Origin of the sequence: Pseudomonas asturiensis (assembly GCF_900143095.1) — a bacterium.
Lineage (GTDB): Bacteria > Pseudomonadota > Gammaproteobacteria > Pseudomonadales > Pseudomonadaceae > Aquipseudomonas > Aquipseudomonas asturiensis.
On record NZ_FRDA01000013.1, the window covers coordinates 31536 to 49907 of the forward strand.

Genomic DNA, 18372 nt, shown 5'->3' on the forward strand with positions numbered 1-18372 from the left:
ACTTTATCAAATGAACAAGTCCGGCAGCTCGTGCATTCATCCGGATGCGATGAGCGTCACGCTGACGTAATAAGCAGAAGCTTGATCCAGAGCGGTTTCACAAAGACATGACACTGTGATTGCAAAACCGGCACAGCGCTTGCTCAGGTCCTGCTACGGCGCATGCGTTCCTCCTGAATGCGGCGATTACAACCATAAAAGCCGGAGTGTCACCATGTCAGTGTCTGAGCCTGTTTCCCTGCTTCAACCCGCGATTTCCGCTGAGTGCGCCTTCAATGGCAACTGGATTCCATCATCGGCGCCGCTGCGGCCGGTGATTGAACCGGCGACCGGCGAACGGCTGATGAACACCGCGATGGCCGATCCTGCAGACATCGCAGTGGCCTGCCGCGAAGCCGCGCTGGCCCAGCCTGCCTGGGCGGCATTGGGGCCGCGCGAGCGGGCGGAAATCTTCTTGCTGGCAGCCGACGTTGCGGTCTGCTCCTTCGATGAGCTGTCGTTGTATGTGGCACGCGAAACCGGCGGCAGCCTGCACAAGGGCGAGCACGAGGTGCGCGAAGCCATCGTGCTGTTGCGTCAGGCAGCTGGCATGCTTTCCCAGGCCCACGGCCATGGCCTGATCCTGCCCAGTGCGGCGGGGCGGCTGTCTTACGCGCGGCGTGTGCCGCATGGCGTGGTCGGGGTGATTTCGCCGTTCAACTTCCCGTTGGTTCTGTCGCTGCGCACAGTGGCGCCTGCTTTGGCGGCAGGTAACGCGGTGGTGCTCAAGCCGGATCCGCAGACCCCGGTCAGCGGCGGCTTTTTGATCGCCCGCTTGTTCGAGGAAGCCGGTTTGCCCAAGGGCCTGCTGCACGTTTTGCCGGGTGCGGCGGACGCGGGCGAGGCCTTGTGCCGTGACACCAACGTTCAGATGATCACCTTCACCGGCTCTACCGCCGCAGGCCGCAAGGTGGCCGAAACGGCCGGGCGCAACCTCAAGAAAGTCTCGCTGGAGCTGGGTGGAAAGAATCCATTGATCATTCTTGAAGACGCCGATCTTGACCTGGCCGCGAGCAACGCAGCCTTCGGTGCCTGGCTTCATCAGGGCCAGATCTGTATGGCGACCGGGCTCATTCTGGTTCACGAGTCCATCGCCGCTGCCTTGACCCGCAAGCTGTCGGACAAGGCACGTGCATTGACCGTTGGCAACGCTGCACGCGGCGAGGCGGCGCTGGGCCCGCTGATCAATGCGCGTCAGTTGCAGCATGTGCACGAGCTGGTCAGCGAAAGCGTGCAGGCTGGCGCGCACCTTGAAACCGGTGGCGAATACGAAGGGCTGTTCTATCGCCCGACCGTGCTCAGCAATGTGAAACCCGGCATGCGGGTGTTCGACGAGGAGGTGTTCGGCCCGGTAGCGGTTGTCGTGCCATTCTCCAGCGATGAAGAGGCAATCGAGCTGGCCAATCGCAGCGAATATGGCCTGGCAGCTGCGGTGATTTCTCCATCGGTCGGCCGCGCCATGGCCATCGGCGACCGCCTCAAATGCGGCTTGCTGCACATCAACGACCAGACCGTGGCTGACGAATGCGTCAATTCTTTTGGCGGGCGCGGCTCCTCAGGTAATGGCGGCAGCGTCGGCGGTCCTTCCGACTGGGACGAGTACTGCCAATGGCAGTGGGTCACGGTCAAGAATCAGCCCCCGGCCTATCCGTTCTGAGGACAGATGATTACGCGAAAAACACCGGTGTTACCCAACAATAACAAGAGCGCATGACTATGAACCTGAACAACAAAATCCTCGTCGTAACCGGCGTGTCCTCCGGCATCGGTGCTGAGCTTGCCCGTCTGGCGCGCTTTCAGGGCGCCAGGGTCATCGGCGTCGACCGCCACGAACCGCAATTGACGCTGGACAGCTTCTATCAGGCCGATCTCGGCGATCCCGACAGCATCAATGCATTGGTCGGGCAATTGCCCGGGCAGATCGACGGGCTGTGCAACATTGCGGGTGTGCCGGGAACGGCGCCGGTCGAGACAGTGGCCAGAGTCAACTACCTGGGCCTGCGTCACCTGACTCAGCGCCTGCTGCCTCGCATCGTAGCCGGGGGCAGCATCGTCAATATCGCCTCGGTCCTCGGCGCGCAATGGCCGGAACGGCTTGAGCTGCACAAGGCGCTGGCCGCGACCGAGAGTTACAACGACGGGCTGCACTGGCTGGCGGCCAATCCGGTGGCGCAGGAAACCTGCTATCAGTACTTCAAGGAGGCGCTGATTGTCTGGACGTTCCAGCAATCGCAGGCCTGGTTTCGCGACCAGTCGGTCCGGGTCAATTGCGTGGCGCCGGGACCTGTGTTCACGCCCATTCTGGGGGATTTCGTCACGATGCTCGGTGAGGCGCGCGTGGCGCGGGACGGCCTGCGGATGAAGCGTCCGGCTCAGGCCGACGAAGTCGCCGAGGTGATTGCTTTTCTATGCTCCGACGCTTCGCGCTGGGTCAACGGCGTCAATCTGCCGGTGGATGGAGGGTTGGCGGCCACTTACGTGTAATACGATCAGATGAAGTAACTCCGACGGCACGGCCGTGCTGTCGGGGCTTTGAAAACAACAATAAAAAACCAAAGGAATCACAAGATGCAGAAGTCTATCTTGCGCACCGTCGTGGCCACGTCAATCGTTGCCTTGTCCTCAACCGCTCATGCTTATGACTTGCCAGGCCTCAATCTGGGCAATACCAGTTTCTACGACGGCTCCCCCGCGCCAGCGGGGCCGGGCTGGTATGTGGAGGAGTACCTGAACTTCGCTCGCGCCAATCGGTTTAACGACGTCAATGGCGACAAACTGCAGTTGCCGAAGCAGGAAGTCGAGGTGCTGGCCGTCACCACTCAGCTCATCTACGTTGCGCCGCCGCTGGCCAATGGTGCCATGCCGGGGATTACGGCGATCAATACGTCATTGGCGCACGTTGATGTCGATGACGGTCTGGGCAACACCGCCCTCAGTTCGCGAGCCGGTTTCGGCGACCTGATCATCGGTCCTTTTCTGCAACTGCCGACGCTTACCAACGCCGACGGCAGCCCATTGCTGACACAAAGAGTCGAAGCCGACATCGCGATTCCGGTGGGCTCCTATGACCGAAATCGCTCGATCAACCCTGGCAGCAATTTCTGGTCGTTCAACCCTTACTACGCCGCGACCTACTGGTTCTCGCCGAAATGGTCGGCCAGCGGACGCTTCATGTACCTGTGGAACAGCAAGAACAACGATCCGCAGGCGGCGTTCGGCAATGTCTCGGACACCCAGGCCGGCCAGGCGCTGCATGCCAACCTGACCGTGCAGTATGCGGTCAGCGAGCAGCTCTCGGTGGGGCTCAACGGTTACTGGCTCAAGCAGTTCACCGACACCCAGGTGGATGGGCACGATGTCAGCGGACGTAAGGAAAAGGTCTGGGCCATCGGGCCGGGTGTGCTTTATGCCTTCAACAAGGAGAACGTGCTGACGGTCAACAGCTACTTCGAGCAAGGCGCTGAAAACCGTACGGAAGGGAACAAGGTGGTGCTCAATTTCCTGCACAAGCTGTAGTCGCCTTCGCGAGCAGGCTCGCTCACACTCAGTCATGAACTGGCCGTGGGGGTGAGCTTGCTCACGAACACTGACGGTGACGCACTGAATCTCTTTGGGTGCAGACTGTTGCACGAGTGTGCGTTGTTCAGCTCGCTGTCTTGAACTTCACCACTCCAGCGGATCGGGACAACACCGTTATCGCCGCCAGTGCGGCAATGACCAGCCCCGGCGAGGTCGCCAGCAGCACACCGGCTGTCCCGGCCCCGGCACCGAGCAGTTGCCCCGCAGCCAGCGGACCTGCGACCGACCCCAGACGACCAATGGCGACAGCAGCGCCAACGCCGGTTGCCCGCACGGCGGTCGGATACGAAGGTGGTGCCAGTGCGTACAGCACCAGTTGCGCAGCCATGACGAACACCCCGGCCGCGAAACCGGCCGCGGCCATCGGCACGATTCCGACTGAAAAGCCGACCCCGGCCAGTGCTGCCAGCAAACCTGCGTACACGAACAGCACGACCTTGATCCCGTTGCAACGATCCAGCAGCACACCGCCCAGCAATGAACCCAACGCGCCGCCGATGTTGAACAGCATCTGCACCATGCCTGCCTGGGGCTTGCTGAACCCCTGGCCAATCAGCAATGACGGCAGCCAGTTGAGCAGCATGTACATGACAGTCAGGGTGAAGAAATAGCCCAGCCACAAGGACAGGGTTGTTGTTGCACGGCCTTCGCCGAACAGCGCGCTGCTTGTGGAGTGGCGCACTTCGGCAGAGGACGTCTGCTGACGAAAGGCGTTGGACTCGGGCAGCAGCACAATCATGAGCGGCACCACCAGCAACGGCACCAGGCCGCCGATGATGAAGGTGGTCTGCCAATGTTCGCTGGTGAACATCGCCACCACGGCAGCCAGTGCGCCCCCCAACGGAACGCCGGAATACATGACACTGATCGCGACGCCCCGATGGCGCTCGCCGACCGCTTCAGCACAGAGCGCGATGAGATTGGGCAGGGCGGCACCCAGGCCCAGGCCGGTCATGAAGCGCACGGTCAGTAATCCGGAGAAGGTTTCGACATACGCGGTTGCCAGCGAGAAAACCCCGAACAGCAACACTGCGCTGATCAGGATTTTCTTGCGGCCGATACGATCGGCAATCCAGCCGCCGAAAAAAGCGCCGGGCAGCAGGCCGATGATGCCGGCACTGAATACCCAGCCCATCATCTTCGGATCCAGGGCGAACGTCTGACGCAGACCTGCAGCAGCAGTGCCGGCAGCCTGAAGGTCAAAGCCCTCGATAAGCGCAACGATAAAACACAAGACGATGGTCAGCGTCGAACGACGCAACGGACTGTTCATGGTGAGCCTCACTGTTGTTTTTGTTGTGGTCAGCAGTCTGACGCTCACCCGTTTATCGAGTGACGCGTCAGGTGAAGATTAAGGTAACAAAAATAACTAAAAAATGAATACGGCCGATTTTATCGCCGTTAATAGCGTTTATCTTATAAAAAACAGCAGGTTGAAGCAGGTATCTGTCAGGTCTGGATAAATAGTTAATAATATTAATGTTCGATTATCGGTCATTGATGATTGACGATTGCCAGAAATCTTTCAATTCTCCCTGTGCGGCCTGCCAGTGATGCGCTGGGCCGACGTCGAAAAACAACAACAATAAGTGGACATCGAACATGCCAAATCTTCCCAGGGACGCTGTCAGGGCGGTATCTGTTTCATCTTCTTGCGGCAAAAAACGCAACCTGTTGCTCGGGCTGCTGGGTGTCAGCGTGCTGCCCGGTCCGCTGCTGGCCGAGGGTTTGCTGGACGACAGCCATGGCACGCTGACGTTGCGCAACTACTACATGGACCGTGATTACAAGGACGACGGCGCGAAAACCGCAGCGCGGGAGTGGGCGCAGGGCTTCATGATGAACGTGGAGTCCGGTTTTACCCCCGGCAAGCTGGGCTTCGGCCTGGATGCGCGCGGCCTGGTCGGCGTGAAGCTCGACTCTTCGCCAGATCGCAGTGGCACTGAGTTATTGCCGGTGTCGGCGAGCGATGGACGCGCAGCCGATGAATACTCGCGCCTGGCGCTGACCGGCAAGATGCGATTCAGCCAGACCACGATCAAGACCGGCGATGTCTCGATCTTTCTGCCGTTCGCATTCGCCAGCCCATCTCGCCTGCTGCCCCAGACATTCCGAGGCACGACCTTGTCCTCTAAGGAGCTGGAAGGCTTGACGTTCAATGCGGGCTATATCGATCGGGTCAACAAGCGCGATTCCACCAACTACCAGGCCATCAGCATCGCCTCGCCGAACAGACGATTCAACGGCGCGGCAACGTCATCGCACATGGCCTACGCCGGTGGCGATTACGAGGTCAGCAAAGCACTCAGTCTGCGCGCTTATCACGCCGAGGTGGACGACCTGTATACCCAGAACACGCTGGCGTTGCTGCACAAACTGCCGGTTGGGGATGGCGTCGTCACCACCGACCTGCGCAGTTTCTTCAGTCAGGACACGGGCAGCGCCAAGGCCGGCGAGGTGGACAACCAGAACCTGTCGGCGCTGGTGGGTTACAGACTGGGAGGGCACAGCGTGAGTCTGGGGTACATGCACTCGAGTGGCGACACGGCGACGCCTTACGTGTCCGGCACCGAGTTGATGGGGCTCAGCGAGCTGACCATGAGTTCGGACTTTCTCAACGCCAAGGAGCACACCTGGCAAGCCATCTACGACTACGATTTTACCGCCGTCGGCATCGTGGGCCTGCGTAGCCGCTTGCGCTACGTGCGAGGCGACAACATTGAACTGGCCGCCTTCAACGCCGATGACCGCAAGGAGCGTGAGTTTCAGATGGAGTTGGGTTACGTGATTCAGAGCGGGCCGTTGAAGAACGTGAGCCTGCTGGCACGAAAGTCGATTTATCGGAACGATTTTCCGACAGGTGCCGCGTTCCGCGACGAGAACCAGACGCGCTTTATCGTGCAGTACGCGTTGCCGCTCTGGTAATTGCGTGCAGGCCCGCCGACGCCCCGTGGTGGGTGTTCGGCGCGTCTGTGGTCAGGCCTGATAGACCTTCTTGAGCAAGCGCAGCAGCTCCTCGCGCTCTTGACTGTCGAGTGCCGAGGTAGAGTCCAGGTCGCTTTCGGCGGCGATCTGTTTCAGCTCCTTGAGCAGGGTTTCGCCAGTCTTGCTGAGAAAAATCCCGTACGACCGTTTGTCTGGTTTACACCGCAGACGAACAGCGAGCGCTCGGCTTTCCAGCTTGTTGAGCAGTGGAACGACCTGTGGCGGTTCGATCGCCAGCGCTTTGGCCAGATCGGCCTGCATCAGGCCTGGGTTCTGATCGATGATCGCCAGTGCCGAAAATTGCGCTGGGCGCAGATCATGAGCGGAGAGACGAGCGATCAGGTTCTGGAACAGTTTGAGCTGTGCCCGGCGCATGGCGTAACCGATCAGATCGTCCAGTGCGGAGTCCATGGGCAACGACGCCTCGGCGGCCTGTGCGGGGGCAGGGCAGACGTCAGCGATGTCGGATGGCTTGGCCATTGAAAATCCAGTCCTTTTGGGTGATTGAGCTATAGCCCGGCAGTGTGCCGGTGTTCGTGAATGAAGGCTATGGGGCATTCACGACTGTGACCAGCATATCCGAGTGACGTGCCAAAAATTTAATTAATATGAATAATGGTTAATTGACATAACTATATTTGCGGTTTAGGTTTGAGTCATCTTCCAGTCAATAACAAGAGAGCATCGCCATGAGCACTTACGAAGGCCGCTGGTCAACCGTCAAGGTCGAAATCGAGCAGGGTATCGCCTGGGTCATTCTCAATCGCCCTGAAAAACGCAATGCCATGAGCCCGACCCTGAACAGGGAAATGATCGACGTGCTGGAAACCCTCGAACAGGACCCGGATGCTGGCGTGCTGGTGCTGACCGGCGCTGGCGAAGCGTGGACAGCTGGCATGGACCTCAAGGAGTATTTCCGCGAAGTGGATGCCGGGCCGGAAATCCTCCAGGAGAAGATCCGCCGTGAAGCGTCCCAATGGCAATGGAAGCTGCTGCGTATGTACGCCAAGCCCACCATCGCCATGGTCAACGGTTGGTGCTTTGGCGGTGGTTTCAGCCCGCTGGTGGCGTGTGACCTGGCTATCTGCGCCGACGAAGCCACCTTCGGCCTGTCGGAAATCAACTGGGGCATCCCGCCGGGCAACCTCGTCAGCAAGGCCATGGCCGACACCGTGGGCCATCGTCAGTCGCTTTACTACATCATGACCGGCAAGACCTTCGACGGTCGCAAGGCAGCGGAAATGGGCCTGGTCAACGAAAGCGTGCCGTTGGCGCAACTGCGTCAGGTGACCATCGATCTGGCGCTCAACCTGCTGGAAAAGAACCCGGTCGTGCTACGCGCCGCCAAACACGGCTTCAAGCGATGCCGCGAACTGACCTGGGAGCAAAACGAGGATTACCTGTACGCCAAGCTCGATCAGTCGCGCCTGCTGGACAAAGAAGGCGGCCGCGAGCAGGGCATGAAACAGTTCCTCGACGACAAGAGCATCAAGCCAGGCCTGCAAGCCTACAAGCGCTGACGTGTTTGCGGCATGGCTGGCTATGCCGCAAAGCGTGAGAGCGCTACTGTAAACATACGCTGCACTGCATTCCGACAAAGACAATAAAGAGGAATCACCATGCTGGACGTGCCCCTGCTGATCGGCGGCCAGTCGTGCCCTGCGCGTGACGGCCGGACCTTTGAACGCCGTAACCCGGTGACTGGCGAAGTCGTGTCCCGCGTTGCTGCCGCCACCCTTGAAGACGCCGATGCCGCGGTTGCAGCGGCTCAGGCAGCATTTCCCGCCTGGGCCGCGATGGCACCTGGCGAACGCCGCGCACGCCTGATGCAGGCGGCCGAGCAACTGCAGGCGCGCAGCGGCGAATTCATTGCGGCTGCCGGCGAGACCGGCGCCATGGCCAACTGGTATGGATTCAATGTGCAACTGGCAGCGAACATGCTGCGCGAAGCGGCATCGATGACCACCCAGATCAATGGCGAAATCATTCCATCCAACGTGCCCGGCAGCTTTGCCATGGCGCTGCGTCAGCCCTGCGGCGTGGTGCTGGGCATTGCGCCCTGGAACGCGCCGGTGATTCTCGCCACACGCGCCATCGCCATGCCGCTGGCCTGTGGCAATACCGTTGTGCTCAAGGCCTCCGAGCTCAGTCCGGCCGTGCATCGTCTGATCGGTCAGGTGCTGCAGGATGCAGGGTTGGGCGATGGTGTGGTCAATGTGATCAGCAACGCACCTGCCGATGCCCCGGCCATTGTCGAGCGATTGATCGCCAATCCGGCAGTGCGCCGGGTCAATTTCACAGGTTCCACCCACGTCGGACGCATCGTCGGCGAGCTCTCGGCTCGCCATCTGAAGCCGGCGCTGCTGGAGCTGGGCGGCAAGGCACCGTTTCTGGTGCTGGATGACGCGGACCTGGACGCTGCCGTCGAGGCCGCCGCGTTCGGGGCCTTCTTCAATCAGGGCCAGATTTGCATGTCCACCGAACGTCTGATCGTCGACCGGAAAGTGGCGGACGCCTTTGTTGCCAAGCTGACGGCGAAGATCCAGACCCTGCGCGCAGGCCATCCCGACGACAGCGATTCGGTACTCGGTTCTCTGGTCGATGTCGGCGCTGGCACGCGCATCAAGGCGTTGATCGACGACGCAGTCAGCCACGGCGCGACCCTGGTGGCGGGCGGGCAGTTGCAGGGCAGCATCCTGCAACCCACCTTGCTCGACGGCGTCACCGACAGCATGCGCCTGTATCGCGAAGAGTCCTTCGGACCTGTCGCGGTGCTGATTCGCGGGGAGGGCGACGAGGAACTGCTGCGTTTGGCCAACGATTCGGAGTTCGGCTTGTCTGCGGCGATCTTCAGTCGTGACACCGGCCGCGCCCTGGCGCTGGCGCAGCGCGTCGAATCAGGCATCTGCCACATCAACGGACCCACTGTTCACGACGAGGCGCAAATGCCCTTCGGCGGGGTCAAGTCCAGCGGATATGGCAGCTTTGGTGGCAAGGCCTCGATCGAGCATTTCACCCAGTTGCGTTGGGTGACGTTGCAGAACGGGCCACGGCACTACCCGATCTGAACCCGTTCAGGTTGATACAGGCGTCCCTGAGAAAGGGCGCCGCTGATCAGCCAGGCATAACAATAACAAGGCCGCAGCCAGTCGCTGCCACGCTCACCACGAACCGCCGTGCGCCGTTCGGTGTGCGCGTGCCTTGACGGAGAGACGCTCGTGAGTTCCGAACCTAGATCTTCAACGCCGCACACCTCAGTCAACCCGCCGCGCTACCGCCAGGTGAGCATTGGCCATCCTGCCGTTGAGGTGCGTGAGGAAAAGGGCGTGCTGCACATGCATGCACTGGAGCCACTGGCCGAGTTGCCCAGGCGGCTGCTCGACCGGCTGGTGCACTGGGCCGAGGTTCGCCCGCAACAGACATTCATTGCGGCCCGTGACAGCCTGGGCGGCTGGCGAACCGTCAGTTATGCCGACATGCTGGAGTCGGTACGGGCCATCGCTCAAGGCCTGCTGAAATACCAGCTTTCGGCTGACAGGCCGTTGGCGCTGCTCTCGGGCAACGACATCGAACATCTGCAGGTCGCTCTCGGGGCGATGTATGCCGGCATTCCGTATTGCCCGGTCTCGCCGGCTTATTCGGTGTTGTCGCAGGACTTCGCCAAATTGCGGCACGTCTGCGAGGTCTTGCAGCCAGGGCTGGTGTTCATCAGTGATGCCGCGCCCTTTCAACGAGCAGTCGATGCAGTCATTGCTGCGGATACACCGATCATTACGGTGCGCGGCCAGCTCGAGGGTCGTCGCCAGATCCGTTTCGACAGCCTGCTGGAACAGCCCGGCGGAGCCGAAGCCGAGGCCGCGTTCGAGGCCACGGGGCCTGACAGCATCGCCAAGTTTCTGTTTACCTCAGGCTCCACCAAACTGCCCAAGGCGGTGGTCACGACCCAGCGCATGTTGTGCGCCAATCAGCAAATGCTCCTGCAGACCTTTCCGGTATTCGGAGAAGAGCCGCCGGTGCTGGTGGACTGGCTGCCGTGGAACCACACCTTTGGCGGCAGTCACAACGTCGGCATCGTGCTGTACAACGGCGGCACCTTTTATCTGGACAACGGCAAGCCCACTGCGCAGGGCTTCGCTGAGACCCTGCGCAACCTCAAGGAGATTTCGCCGACCGCCTACCTCACCGTGCCCAAGGGCTGGGAAGAGCTGGTCAACGCGCTGGAGCAGGACGCGGAACTGCGCGAGCGGTTTTTTGCGCGTATGAAGCTGTTCTTCTTTGCCGCAGCCGGTCTTTCTCAAAGCATCTGGGACCGGCTGGATCGGGTCGCCGAGCAGCATTGTGCAGAGCGTATTCGCATGATGGCAGGCCTGGGCATGACCGAGGCCGCGCCGTCCTGTACGTTCACCACCGGGCCTTTGTCTATGGCCGGATACATCGGTTTGCCTGCGCCGGGCTGTGAAGTGCGGCTGGTGCCGGTTGACGGCAAGCTGGAAGGTCGCTTTCGCGGACCGCACATCATGCCGGGCTACTGGCGTTCGCCACAGCAGACCGCCGAAGTTTTCGATGAGGACGGTTTCTACTGTTCCGGCGACGCGATCAAGCTTGCCGATCCGTCAGCGCCTGAACTGGGCCTGATGTTCGATGGCCGCCTGGCCGAAGACTTCAAATTGTCGTCCGGGGTATTCGTCAGTGTCGGGCCGATGCGTAACCGCGCTGTGCTGGACGGCTCACCCTACGTGCAGGACGTGGTCATCGCTGCACCGGATCGCGAATGCCTGGGCGCTCTGGTGTTCCCGAGACTGCATGACTGCCGCCAGCTCGCCGGTCTGAGTGCCGATGCCAGTGACGCAGAGGTATTGGCAAGCGCGCCTGTTCGCCTGTGGTTTGCGGACTGGCTCGCGCGTTTGAACCGAGATGCCAACGGCAACGCCAGCCGCCTTGAGTGGATCACCCTGTTGGACGAGCCTGCGTCGATTGACCGAGGCGAAATAACGGACAAGGGCTCGATCAATCAGCGTGCGGTGTTGCAGTGGCGCGCCGCGAAGGTCGAGGCGCTGTATCGTGGCGAGGACCCCGATATGCTGCGCGCCGGGTCACCGAAATGAACAGCGCGGGACAGTATCTCGCCTTCAATGACGTGGCCATCATCGAGTCGGTGCGTACACCCTGGATTGATCTGGGCGGAGCGCTGGCACAGGTGTCACCCATCGACCTGGGCATCAAGGTGGGTCGAGAGGTGCTGTCTCGAGCTGCGGTCGCGCCTGGCAGGGTCGACACCGTACTGGCCGGTTCCGTGGCACAGGCCAGTTTCGATGCGTACTTGCTGCCCAGACATATCGGCCTGTACTGCGGCGTCGCGCAGAGCGTTCCGGCGCTGGGCGTGCAGCGCATTTGTGCGACAGGCTTCGAACTGCTGCGTCAGGCGGCTCTGCATGTGGGATCGGGCGGGCAACTGGCGCTGTGCGTTGCGACGGAATCCATGTCCCGAAATCCGATTGCGGCGTACACCCATCGTGACGGCTTTCGCCTGGGGGCGGCCGTACAGTTCAAGGACTTTCTCTGGGAAGCGCTGTACGACCCGGCGCCTGGCATGGACATGATTGCCACTGCGGATAACCTCGCCCGGCGTTACGGGATCGGCCGCGAACACGTGGACGGCTATGCGCTGCTGAGTCATCAACGCGCGTTGCAGGCTCAGGCCTCGGGCTGGCTGGCCCCGGAACTCACGACTGTGACGCCTGAGGAGTTTGCGCTTGAGGGGTATCAGCCAAGAGGTATTGAATTGCCGCGCGGCGTGGATGCCGTCTCGCAAGACAGTCATCCGCGCACCACCCACCTGGCAGCCTTGTCCCGTTTGCGCTCCATTCACGCCAACGGCGTGCAAACCGCTGGAAACAGCTGCGCGGTGGTCGATGGCGCAGCCGCTGCACTGGTAGGCAAGGCCTCGGACGCTGACGGGCCGGTGCTTGCGCACCTGCTGGCCAGCGCGGTGACCGGTGTTGCCCCTGAATTTATGGGGATCGGTCCGGCGCCCGCCATTGAGCTGGTGTTGCAACGCAGTGGTTTGAGGCTGGCCGAGATCGGACGTATAGAAATCAACGAAGCGCAGGCCGCCCAGGTGCTCGCAGTCGCCCAGACGCTGGATATCGATATTGATCGGTTGAATGTCAATGGCGGTTCGCTCGGGCTTGGGCATCCGCTGGCGGCGACCGGCTTGCGTCTGGTGATGACGCTGGCGCGACAGTTGCGCAAGGAAAATCTGCGTTATGGCATCGCCGCGGCCTGTGTCGGCGGGGGGCAGGGCATGGCGCTGCTGATCGAGAATCCTGCTTTCAAGGGCTAACGGCCGACCGTGAGCGGCCAGGGACTGGCGCTGTGCATTCGCGGGCGGCGGCGATTCGGTTGTTCAGGCGATCTTTTCAACGGACGACTCACCTGCACGCCACTTCCCATGCTATGAGGAGATACACCATGTGGCGTTACCAACCGCCGTTAGATGACATGCAGTTCGTGCTGGAACACTGGCTGCAAGCCCCGTCCTCATGGGCCTTGACACCCGCATTCGCCACACTGGACCTGCCGTTGGCCAGGCAGGTGCTGGAAGAGGCGGGGCGTTTCAGTCATGAGGTGCTGGCACCGCTCAATGCCGTGGGTGATCGTGAAGGTTGTCGTTTCTCCAACGGCGAGGTGACCACGCCAGCAGGCTTTGCTGCCGCCTATCAGGCCTTTGTCGAAGGCGGCTGGCCGTCGCTGGCGTGTGCTGAATCTCTGGGCGGGCAAGGGCTGCCCAATCTGCTCGATGCCGCCGTGCAGGAAATGCTCTATGCCTGTAACCACGGCTGGGCGATGTACACCGGTATCGCCCACGGTGCCTACCTGTGCCTGAAAAACCATGCACCCGAGTGGCTGCAGCAGCGCTATCTGCCTGAGATCATCAGTGGTGCCTCACTGCCCACCATGTGTCTGACCGAGCCCCAGGCGGGCAGTGACGTCGGTCTTTTGCGTTGCAAGGCCGAACCGCAACCCGATGGCAGCTACGCACTTAGCGGCAACAAGATATTCATCTCGGGCGGCGAGCAGGACCTCACTGAAAACATTCTTCATCTGGTGTTGGCCCGTTTGCCGGATGCTCCCGTCGGTAGCCGTGGACTCTCGCTGTTTCTGGTGCCCAAACGCCTGGATCAGGGTCGCCGTAATGCGGTGCGCTGCGAGGGTATCGAGCACAAGATGGGCATCAAGGGCAGTGCCACCTGCTCGCTGGTGTTCGACAACGCTCAGGGCTGGTTGATTGGCGAGGCGCACCGCGGTCTGGCCGCCATGTTCGTGATGATGAACGCCGCGCGCCTGCATGTCGGGTTGCAAGGCCTGGGACATGCCGAAGCCGCCTGCCAGAGCGCGATGGTTTATGCGTGCGAGCGCAATCAAATGCGCGCGCCGACCCGACCTGAAGGCGAGCCCGCCCGGCCCGCCGACCCGATTCATTACCATCCGGCCATGCGCCGCATTTTGTTCGAGCTCAAGGCCGGTTGCGAAGGCATGCGCGCCATCGGTTACTGGGCGGCACATCTATTGGACCAGGCGCAGCACCACATGGACCCCGTTGCGCGTGCCGACGCAGGGCAACTTGCCGGTCTGCTGACGCCGATCATCAAGGCGTTCTTCACCTCGCAAGGCTTTCAGTTGTCCAGCAAGGCACTGCAGGTATTTGGGGGTTACGGCTACGTCAGTGAGTTCGGTATCGAGCAGACGTTACGCGACAGCCGAATCGGGATGATTTACGAGGGCAGTAACGAAATCCAGGCCAACGACCTGCTGCTGCGCAAGGTGCTGGGCGACGATGCCCAGACCCTGTCCCGTTTACTGCGGCTCATTGAGCAGGAAGCCGTAGAGGCCGCCGCGATACCAGAATGTGCAGTATTTGCACAGGAATTGAGGGTTGCCTGCGAACGGCTTGGCCAGATCACCGCGACTATCAGCAAGCATGCTTTACAGGATGCCGAGTACCCGTATCGCGTTGCCGGGGATTACCTGGATGTGTGCGGCCTGACGCTGCTGGCGTTCGCTTGGACGCGCGCGGCGCGTGTGGCGCAGTCCTTGCCGCACAGCCATCCGTTGCGCGGCGCAAAAAACCGGACTGCAGGGTTTTTCTTTGCCTATGTGCTGCCGGAGTTGAACCTGAAAGTCGCCAGCATCAGCAAAGCTCAGGCCCCGTTGCCTTTCCTGTTTTGAACACCTGCCATGCGGATTTGCGATCTTTCTGCAGCGTTATTGCGTGTTGAATATCCTGCCTCTCACAGGGGCCGTGTAATGGATGATCAAAGGAACGAACTGCTCAATGCAGCCTGAGCCGCAACCACGACCACAGCAATAAACGCAATTTGAGAGATCAGTAGCACCAGAACGACTTCCAGATAGCCTGATTTATTATCCTGCCATGTCGCGCGCGCCAGCTTCTTCTGACGCTTGAAGAAGTGGGGCTCTTCCTGGGTTATTGTTTTTAAGCGTTCTTTCAGTTCGGCAGGTGAAGACACCGCCGACTCGATGAACAGACTCATATTGGCCAGGCACGCGCCGATGAAGACCAGCAGGCTGAACAAGAACGGAATCGTCCTTTTGACGCCCTCGAAGGTGGGATCAAACGAGCTCGGACTCAAGCTGAGGTCTAGCCTGGAACCGAACACGAAGGCAAGCGTCAGGAACAAGGCCTGCGGTGTGAGGTTTCTCAGGAACTCCAGAAATGCTTTGCGGTTCTCTCCAAAAAACATTGTTGCTCCTTAATAGCGTGATCCTGCGGATGCCAGTGTGATTATCTCTGTCACGACTGGACATGGAAACACGCGAACCTGATTCCGGTTATTGATCTTTCCAGCACTGTTGAAGCGCAGTGCGACGGCGAGGAGTAGACTTTTGTATCGCTTGACCAAATGCTGATGAACCGCGAATCTCGCAGGCTCAAATACCACGGACTTTCTTCCATGCGTACCCTCGCCGAACTCTCTTTCGATTTCATCTGGCATTTGATGTTCGCGGATGAGGATCAGCTCGAGCAGGATCTGGCTGTCCGGATGCTGGAGGGTTTGTGTGATCAACTGACGCGGATGTCAGATGAGGAGAGAAGGGCGTTCATCACGGTAGCGATCGAGCGTCGAGCCGTCTGGCTGGCCGACCCGGATGTCAGCGCACAGCCGGCCAGGCAACGCCGGGTGCAAGAACAAGAGCGGTTTCTTGACGACGTGATATCCGGCGATTTTTTCAGCCAGTTCGAAGCCTCGACCATCCCTGACGACCACGATCGTGTCATCCCGATTCGCAGTTATCGAAAAGGCGGCCAACGCCAGGCTGGCCGCCGGTAGGTGTTTTATTCGCGCTCAGGCAGCCGGGCAATCACTTTGATTTCGAATTCAAAGCCGTAAAGCCAGGTGACGCCGACGGCCGTCACCGTCGGATAGGGCGCCTGACCCCAGAATTCCGGTACGACAGTGTTCCAGATACGCTCGAACTTCGCCTGCGGGTCGACGATGAACAGGATGACGTCCTGTACATCATTGAACGTGCAACCGGCTGCCTCCAAAACGGCATTCAGGTTGCGGAAGGCGAGTTGCACCTGTTTATCCAGGTCCGGTTCGGGTGAGCCGTCCTCGCGGCTGCCTACCTGGCCGGAGACAAACAGAAGACCATTGGCGCGTACCGCTGGCGAATAGCGATTGCGTTCATAAAGGGCCTGGCGGCCTGCCGGAAATACCACGTCACGCTGGGTCATGAGCTTGCTCCATCAAAGGTCGCAACGACCTGTCATTAAAGATGGATCGACTTTAGGGGCTTGCACTCGCTGGATAAACGAGCAACTGTAGGTATCACTGTTTGGTAATCCCAAACAATCATCCATAAAAACGGGGCGAAAATGGATCGGTTTGATGCGATGCAGGCATTTGCGCGAGTCGTGGAAACCGGCAGTTTTACCAAGGCCGCAGGTACGCTGCACATGAGCAAGACCAGCGTGACGCAACTGGTGCAGCAACTTGAGGCGCGTCTACGTGTCAAGCTGCTCAACTGCACCACGCGCAAGGTTAACGTGACGGCCGACGGGGCAGCGTACTACGAGCGTGTGGTCAGGCTGCTGGCTGACATGGACGATGCCGAGACCAGTCTGTCCAGTGCTGCCGCGTTGCCCCGGGGCCGATTGAGGGTCGATGTGCCCAGCCCCTTCGCCAGCCTGTTGCTGATGCCAGCATTGCCAGCCTTTCATGCGCGCTACCCGGACATCCAGATCGACATGGGGGCCAGCGACCGCATCGTCGATCTGATTCGGGAAAACATGGATTGCGTGGTGCGCGGCGGCGAGATCACCGATCAGTCGCTGATGGCGCGCCGTGTCGGCGATCTGCGTCTGGCGGTCTATGCATCGCCCGGATATGTGCAGCGTCTGGGGATGCCCGCTCACCCGCAAGACCTTGAGAATTCCCATCACCGCATTGTCGGCTACCTGTGGGCGCGCACCGGCAAGGCGTTGCCGTACGCCATGCACCGTGGCGAGGAGAGCATTCATGCCCATGGCCGTTATGTGCTGGCGGTGGACGACGGCAATGCCTACCTGGCAGCGGGGCTCGCAGGCATGGGGATCATCTGGCTGCCGGACTATATGGCCCTGCCTCACGTGGCCAATGGCGACCTCGTGCCGTTGTTCGAAGACTGGCGCATGGATTCAATGCCGATGTACGTGGCTTTCCCGCCCAATCGGCATGTCAGTGTGAAGGTCCGGGCATTCATCGACTGGGTGGCAGAATTGATGGCTGAGCATGCGCCACTCAAGCCCCTTGGCAAGGCCTAGCGGCGTGCGGACAGCTGTTGCGGGGCCAGGAAGGCATCGTGAAAGTACTGACGAAACGCCTGCATCGCTGGCGTAAAAGCGCGTTCGCGGTGCCAGGCAAGGCCCACGCTCATGGGCGTGACCTTGTCGGTCACCGTGATGGTTTCAATGCGCTTGCCCTCCAGCGACCAGGGTCTGTGCACCAGATCTGAAAGGATCGCCACGCCGCTGCCGTTGGCGACCATGCTGCGCACAGCCTCGACCGAACTGGTGCGCACCCGCACGCTGGGTGTCTGCCGCGCCAGTTTCCAGTAGCGCATTGCACTCTGCTCGGCTTCATCGACCGTCAGCAGGATATACGGCTCCTTGGCCACATCGGAAAGGCTCACCATATCGCGCTGGCACAACGGGTGATGGCTGGGCAGCCAGAGGCGTCGCTCGGAGTTGAACAGCGTTTCGGACACGATATCCGAATGGGTGATGTTTGCAGTGAGCACCACGGCCATGTCGAAGCAGCCCTCCAGCAAGCCTTGTTCGATGGCCTGGCGCTCCTGCTCATGGACCTGAATCGAAACGTCCGGGTGCCAATGTTCCAGCCGCTGCAAATGGTGCGGCAGAAAATAACCGATCACCGTGTAACTGGCTGCCAGGCGCAGCAAACCACTGGCGCGCACGTCAGGCAGTGGGCTGTTCAGCGCATCGTCGACGCTGCGCAGGATCACGTAGGCGCGGTTGAGAAAGTGCCGACCCGCATCGGTAAGGGTCATGCCCTGGGCCGATCGTTGAAACAACAGGCTGCCCAGAATGTGCTCCAGCTCTTTGATCGCCGTCGTCACCGCTGACTGGGAAATATTGAGGTGAATCGCTGCCTGAGAGATCTGCCCGATCTCGGCAGTGGCGACAAAATAGCGGATCTGACGAAGGGTGAGGGACATCGGTTTTCCTTCAGGCAGCCATCTGTT

Annotated in this window: 16 protein-coding genes; 11 read left to right on the plus strand and 5 right to left on the minus strand. The window is 60.5% G+C overall.

Features of this window, described 5'->3' with window-relative positions:
• Positions 1-214: 214 nt before the first annotated feature.
• The 3 genes from BUB69_RS20325 to BUB69_RS20335 all read left to right on the plus strand — a co-directional run bounded on the left by BUB69_RS20325 (position 215) and on the right by BUB69_RS20335 (position 3555).
• Positions 215-1696 carry a benzaldehyde dehydrogenase gene (locus tag BUB69_RS20325; RefSeq protein WP_073169867.1) on the plus strand — a complete coding sequence of 494 codons (1482 nt, stop codon included), beginning with the start codon at positions 215-217 and terminating at the stop codon, positions 1694-1696.
• 59 nt (positions 1697-1755) lie between these two features.
• Positions 1756-2523, plus strand: a complete 768-nt coding sequence (locus BUB69_RS20330; protein WP_073169869.1) for a coniferyl-alcohol dehydrogenase — start codon at positions 1756-1758, stop codon at positions 2521-2523.
• An 84-nt stretch (positions 2524-2607) separates the two neighbouring features.
• On the plus strand, positions 2608-3555 hold the full coding sequence (locus tag BUB69_RS20335; protein ID WP_073169871.1) for a SphA family protein: 948 nt from the start codon (positions 2608-2610) through the stop codon (positions 3553-3555).
• Between the two features lie 127 nt (positions 3556-3682).
• Here the strand turns inward: BUB69_RS20335 and mhpT are convergent, their stop codons facing one another.
• The gene (mhpT, locus tag BUB69_RS20340) at positions 3683-4891 is read right to left on the minus strand and encodes a 3-(3-hydroxy-phenyl)propionate transporter MhpT (protein WP_073169873.1); all 1209 of its coding nucleotides are present in this window, start codon (positions 4889-4891) and stop codon (positions 3683-3685) included.
• A gap of 329 nt (positions 4892-5220) precedes the next feature.
• On the opposite strand from mhpT, the gene BUB69_RS20345 reads away from it, so the two are divergent.
• Entirely contained in the window at positions 5221-6543 is a 1323-nt protein-coding gene (locus BUB69_RS20345; protein ID WP_073169875.1) for an OprD family porin, read from the plus strand.
• 51 nt (positions 6544-6594) lie between these two features.
• On the opposite strand, the gene BUB69_RS20350 is transcribed toward BUB69_RS20345, so the two are convergent.
• The gene (locus BUB69_RS20350; RefSeq protein ID WP_073169877.1) at positions 6595-7083 is read right to left on the minus strand and encodes a MarR family winged helix-turn-helix transcriptional regulator; all 489 of its coding nucleotides are present in this window, start codon (positions 7081-7083) and stop codon (positions 6595-6597) included.
• Between the two features lie 209 nt (positions 7084-7292).
• Between BUB69_RS20350 and BUB69_RS20355 the strand changes: the two genes are divergently transcribed.
• The 5 genes from BUB69_RS20355 (at position 7293) to BUB69_RS20375 (ending at position 14832) form a co-directional block, all read left to right on the plus strand.
• The gene (locus BUB69_RS20355; protein ID WP_024695287.1) at positions 7293-8123 is read left to right on the plus strand and encodes a p-hydroxycinnamoyl CoA hydratase/lyase; all 831 of its coding nucleotides are present in this window, start codon (positions 7293-7295) and stop codon (positions 8121-8123) included.
• A 99-nt stretch (positions 8124-8222) separates the two neighbouring features.
• Entirely contained in the window at positions 8223-9671 is a 1449-nt protein-coding gene (locus tag BUB69_RS20360; protein ID WP_073169879.1) for an aldehyde dehydrogenase, read from the plus strand.
• Between the two features lie 150 nt (positions 9672-9821).
• The gene (locus BUB69_RS20365; protein WP_175561805.1) at positions 9822-11708 is read left to right on the plus strand and encodes a feruloyl-CoA synthase; all 1887 of its coding nucleotides are present in this window, start codon (positions 9822-9824) and stop codon (positions 11706-11708) included.
• The gene (locus tag BUB69_RS20370) at positions 11705-12946 is read left to right on the plus strand and encodes a thiolase family protein (protein WP_073169881.1); all 1242 of its coding nucleotides are present in this window, start codon (positions 11705-11707) and stop codon (positions 12944-12946) included. Before BUB69_RS20365 ends, BUB69_RS20370 begins: the two co-directional genes overlap by 4 nt.
• A 128-nt stretch (positions 12947-13074) precedes the next feature.
• Positions 13075-14832, plus strand: coding sequence for an acyl-CoA dehydrogenase (locus BUB69_RS20375; RefSeq protein WP_073169883.1), 1758 nt, complete (start codon positions 13075-13077; stop codon positions 14830-14832).
• Positions 14833-14918: 86 nt separating this feature from the next.
• Here the strand turns inward: BUB69_RS20375 and BUB69_RS20380 are convergent, their stop codons facing one another.
• Positions 14919-15368: a hypothetical protein gene (locus tag BUB69_RS20380; protein WP_073169885.1), complete on the minus strand. Its 450-nt coding sequence runs from the start codon at positions 15366-15368 to the stop codon at positions 14919-14921.
• 210 nt (positions 15369-15578) lie between these two features.
• On the opposite strand from BUB69_RS20380, the gene BUB69_RS20385 reads away from it, so the two are divergent.
• Entirely contained in the window at positions 15579-15956 is a 378-nt protein-coding gene (locus BUB69_RS20385; protein WP_073170077.1) for a hypothetical protein, read from the plus strand.
• A gap of 5 nt (positions 15957-15961) precedes the next feature.
• Here the strand turns inward: BUB69_RS20385 and BUB69_RS20390 are convergent, their stop codons facing one another.
• Positions 15962-16363 (minus strand): RidA family protein, encoded by a 402-nt coding sequence (locus tag BUB69_RS20390; protein WP_073169887.1) that lies wholly within the window; start codon positions 16361-16363, stop codon positions 15962-15964.
• Positions 16364-16504: 141 nt separating this feature from the next.
• Between BUB69_RS20390 and BUB69_RS20395 the strand changes: the two genes are divergently transcribed.
• Positions 16505-17431, plus strand: a complete 927-nt coding sequence (locus BUB69_RS20395; protein ID WP_073169889.1) for a LysR family transcriptional regulator — start codon at positions 16505-16507, stop codon at positions 17429-17431.
• On the opposite strand, the gene BUB69_RS20400 is transcribed toward BUB69_RS20395, so the two are convergent.
• Positions 17428-18345, minus strand: a complete 918-nt coding sequence (locus BUB69_RS20400) for a LysR family transcriptional regulator (protein WP_073169890.1) — start codon at positions 18343-18345, stop codon at positions 17428-17430. The genes BUB69_RS20395 and BUB69_RS20400 overlap by 4 nt on opposite strands.
• Positions 18346-18372: the final 27 nt, after the last annotated feature.

Bases quoted from the DNA above. Each gene is read 5' to 3' on its own strand.
- BUB69_RS20375 (WP_073169883.1), top strand. From the start codon at position 13,075: ATGTGGCGTTACCAACCGCCGTTAGATGACATGCAGTTCGTGCTGGAA.
- BUB69_RS20350 (WP_073169877.1), bottom strand. From the start codon at position 7,083: ATGGCCAAGCCATCCGACATCGCTGACGTCTGCCCTGCCCCCGCACAG.
- mhpT (WP_073169873.1), bottom strand. From the start codon at position 4,891: ATGAACAGTCCGTTGCGTCGTTCGACGCTGACCATCGTCTTGTGTTTT.
- BUB69_RS20380 (WP_073169885.1), bottom strand. From the start codon at position 15,368: ATGTTTTTTGGAGAGAACCGCAAAGCATTTCTGGAGTTCCTGAGAAAC.
- BUB69_RS20345 (WP_073169875.1), top strand. From the start codon at position 5,221: ATGCCAAATCTTCCCAGGGACGCTGTCAGGGCGGTATCTGTTTCATCT.
- BUB69_RS20385 (WP_073170077.1), top strand. From the start codon at position 15,579: ATGCGTACCCTCGCCGAACTCTCTTTCGATTTCATCTGGCATTTGATG.
- BUB69_RS20395 (WP_073169889.1), top strand. From the start codon at position 16,505: ATGGATCGGTTTGATGCGATGCAGGCATTTGCGCGAGTCGTGGAAACC.
- BUB69_RS20360 (WP_073169879.1), top strand. From the start codon at position 8,223: ATGCTGGACGTGCCCCTGCTGATCGGCGGCCAGTCGTGCCCTGCGCGT.
- BUB69_RS20330 (WP_073169869.1), top strand. From the start codon at position 1,756: ATGAACCTGAACAACAAAATCCTCGTCGTAACCGGCGTGTCCTCCGGC.
- BUB69_RS20325 (WP_073169867.1), top strand. From the start codon at position 215: ATGTCAGTGTCTGAGCCTGTTTCCCTGCTTCAACCCGCGATTTCCGCT.
- BUB69_RS20390 (WP_073169887.1), bottom strand. From the start codon at position 16,363: ATGACCCAGCGTGACGTGGTATTTCCGGCAGGCCGCCAGGCCCTTTAT.
- BUB69_RS20370 (WP_073169881.1), top strand. From the start codon at position 11,705: ATGAACAGCGCGGGACAGTATCTCGCCTTCAATGACGTGGCCATCATC.
- BUB69_RS20355 (WP_024695287.1), top strand. From the start codon at position 7,293: ATGAGCACTTACGAAGGCCGCTGGTCAACCGTCAAGGTCGAAATCGAG.
- BUB69_RS20400 (WP_073169890.1), bottom strand. From the start codon at position 18,345: ATGTCCCTCACCCTTCGTCAGATCCGCTATTTTGTCGCCACTGCCGAG.
- BUB69_RS20335 (WP_073169871.1), top strand. From the start codon at position 2,608: ATGCAGAAGTCTATCTTGCGCACCGTCGTGGCCACGTCAATCGTTGCC.